This is a genomic window from Burkholderia sp. Se-20378 (genome assembly GCF_017104665.1).
Taxonomy (GTDB): Bacteria; Pseudomonadota; Gammaproteobacteria; order Burkholderiales; family Burkholderiaceae; genus Burkholderia; species Burkholderia lata.
Genome location: NZ_JAAGPG010000702.1, coordinates 1 through 3,169, shown reverse-complemented (window position 1 = coordinate 3,169; position 3,169 = coordinate 1). Strand labels below are relative to the sequence as shown.

Below are 3,169 nucleotides of genomic sequence, written 5' to 3'. Positions count from 1 at the left end.
TTCTGCCGTCGGCGGCCGGCACCGGCGGCGGCGACATGCCGCGCCCGGCGCGCCACACGGCCTCGAAATACTTGCGGGTGGCGGTGAGCATGTCGGCGACCTGCTTGCCCATCAGCCGGTATTCCCAGTACGGGAACAGCCGGCTCGCGGCGATCGCGATCATGCAGCCGACCACCGTGTCGATCGCGCGCTCGCCGATGATCCGCATGCTGCCCGGCGCGAGCAGGTGGAACATCAGCAGCACGTACGACGACGTGAACACGACGCTCGCCGCGTAGTTGAACAGCAGCAGGCTGTAGCTCATCACCATCGACCCGAACATGATCGCGATCAGCAGGTGCGGCTCCTTCACCGTGTAGATCAGCGCGATGCTCGCCGCGCAGCCGATCAGCGTGCCGATGATCCGCTGCGCGTTGCGCTGCTTGGTGAGCGAGTAGCCGGGCTTCAGGATGATGATGGTCGTCATCACGATCCAGTACGCGTTCGTGAGCGGCAGCAGCCGGCCGAGCCAGAACCCGACCGCCACCGCGATCGTCACGCGCAGCGCGTGGCGGAAGCTCGGCGAGCGCATGTTCAGGTTCGAGAAGATCAGCAGCGGCGACATCCGGCGGCGCTGCAGGAAGCGCGTGAGCGCCTTGTCGATCTTCAGTTCGGTTTGCTGCGGATCGGCGTGGCCCGACAGGTTGCGACGCATCCGGTCGATCAGGCGCGTCGCGCTCCAGATGCGCCGGAACGTAGCGAGCACGGCCGCATACGCTTCCGCGTTGGTGGCCGGGAAGTTCTTCTTGCGCATCAGCTCGATCTCGTACTCGATCGCACGCAGTTCGGCCTTCACGCTGACCCGCGAATGCGGTGCGCGGTTCTCGAGCACCGCGAGGCCGATCTCCTCGAGATCGGCGGCTGCCTTGCGGATCAGGTCGCGGTAGAAAATGATCAGATCGGAGCCGCCGAACGTATTGCGCACCAGCGGGTAGTCGGTGTGGGCGCCGACGAACAGCTCGTGCAGGTCGACGCTGTTGATGAACAGGTTGTACATCGTCGTGCGGCCGGGGTCGAGCTTGCCGCGGCGCAGCTTCGGCAGGTTGCGCAGCACGATGTCGCGCGCGGTTTCCTGCGTTTCGACCGCGGTGATCTGCTTGGCGACGAGGTTGCGGTAGCACTCGTCGAGATCGGCGTCGAGATCGTAGAACTGCGCGCGCGCGAGCAGGTAGTCGGCGCACGCGAACAGGCTCTCGGCGAGCGCCTGCTGCTCGATCCGGCGCGCCTGCCATTGCGACACGAGCGTGGCCCAGTACGTGTACCAGAGGCCGCCCGCGAGAATCCAGCCGGCGTTGATGAACGCTTCCAGCGGCGTGAACTTCTCCTCGAGCGTCATCACCATCATGAACAGCGTCGCGAAGCTGATCTGCGGCCAGCGGTTGCCGTAGACGACGATCAGCGACAGCACGAAGGTGAGCGGCACGATGGTGAGCCACAGCCCGAAGATGTTCGGTGTCGCGAGGCCGGTGGCGAGCGCGGCCAGAAAACCGATCACGCTGCAAGCGAGCATTTCGTTGTGCTTGTACTTGAGCGGGCCCGGCATGTCGACGACGCAGGCGCCGAGCGCGCCCGTCGAGATCGTGAAGCCGAGCTCCCGGTTGTGAAACACGATCAGGCACAGCACGGCAGGCAGCGAAACGCCGACCGCGATCCGCAGGCCGCCGAAAAAGTACTGGCTGTAGAAAAACTTTCTGATTTCGACCGAATAGCGCATCGATGGGCTGAATGGCAGACGAAGACGCCCGGGGGCGGCATCTTGACTGGCGACGAGTCTATCGTATTTCGTGGTCCGCAAAACCTGGCTTTCCGGACGAGGGCCGCAGCGGCGGTCCATTTGCTATCCTTGGTGATCCTGTTCGCCCGGCCCGGCCGGCGCGAGGTTCCGACGCCTGCTTCATGCTCCATCTCTTCTATTCGAACCGTCACGAAACGCTAGCCGACGCGCTGCTCGAGGATCTGGCCGCGTTCCCGGCCCGCAACGGCCCGTGGGCGCCGCAGCAGGTCATCGTGCCGAGCGCGGCGCTGCGCCGCCGTCTCGAGCTCGACATCGCCGCGCGCAACGGCGTGTGCGCGAACGTCGAGTTCACGTATCTCGCGCAATGGCTATGGGCACAGATCGGCCGCGTGCTGACGGTGCCCGCGCGTTCGCCGTTCGCGCCCGACCGTCTCGTGTGGCGCTGTTACCGGCTGTTTGCGCAGGCGTCCGACGAGGCGCCGTGGCTCGCGTCGCCGCGGCTGGCCGCCTATCTGTCCGCGTCCGACGATGCAATGCGCTACGAGCTTGCACACCGCGTCGCGGCCGTGCTCGATCATTACCTGACCTATCGCCCCGAATGGCTGGCCGCGTGGCAGGCCGGCGAGTCCGTGCTCGCGGGCGACGGCGCGCCGCGCGGGATCAGCGACGCCGCGCGCGACGACGAGCGCTGGCAGGCCGCGCTGTGGCGCGCGCTGCTCGCGGAGCTGAGCGACAGCGGCACGCCGCCGGCGCACCGTTTCCTCGTCGAGGCGCGTCATCTCGATCCTGAAACCATCGCGCACGCGGACTGGCCGGAATCGGTCAGCGTGTTCGCACTGCCGACGATGCCGCCGCTGCATGTCGCCTTGCTGCGCGAGCTGTCGCGCTGGATCGACGTGCGCGTCTATGCGCTGAACCCGTGCCGTGAATTCTGGTTCGACATCGTGACCGCCGCGCATGCCGAGGCGCTCGACGCGGCCGGGCGCCTCGACTACCAGGAAGTCGGCCATCCGCTGCTCGCCGAATGGGGCAGGCAGACCCAGGCGCAGCTGCACATGCTGCACGAACTGACTGAAAGCGCCGCGTCGGGCGACGCGGCGCGTTTCGTCGAGAATCCCGCGCCGACCTGGCTCGCGCGCGTGCAGAACGCGATCCTCGAACTGCAGCCGGAGGCCGAAACCGGCGACACGCCGGCCGAGCGCGGGATCGAGGTGCACGTGTGCCACAGCCTCGCGCGCCAGCTCGAGGTGCTGCACGACCGGCTGCTTGCGTGGTTCGACGCCGACGCAAGCCTGCAACCGTCCGACGTGCTCGTCGCGGTGGCCGATCTCGCGGCGGCCGGGCCGCTGATCGACGCCGTGTTCGGCACGGCCGGCGCGGGCGGCTCGCGTGTGA

At 67.3% G+C, this 3,169-nt stretch carries 2 protein-coding genes; one reads left to right on the top strand and one right to left on the bottom strand.

All coding sequences use genetic code 11. The features are described from left to right. On the bottom strand, positions 1-1,753 hold a 1,753-nt coding region (locus G3N93_RS36330), incomplete at its 3' end, for an FUSC family protein (protein ID WP_206135174.1). Between the two features lie 182 nt (positions 1,754-1,935). Here G3N93_RS36330 and G3N93_RS36325 point away from each other — a divergent pair. Next, positions 1,936-3,169, top strand: a 1,234-nt coding sequence (locus tag G3N93_RS36325; RefSeq protein WP_206135173.1) for an exodeoxyribonuclease V subunit gamma, incomplete at its 3' end; no start/stop codon positions are given.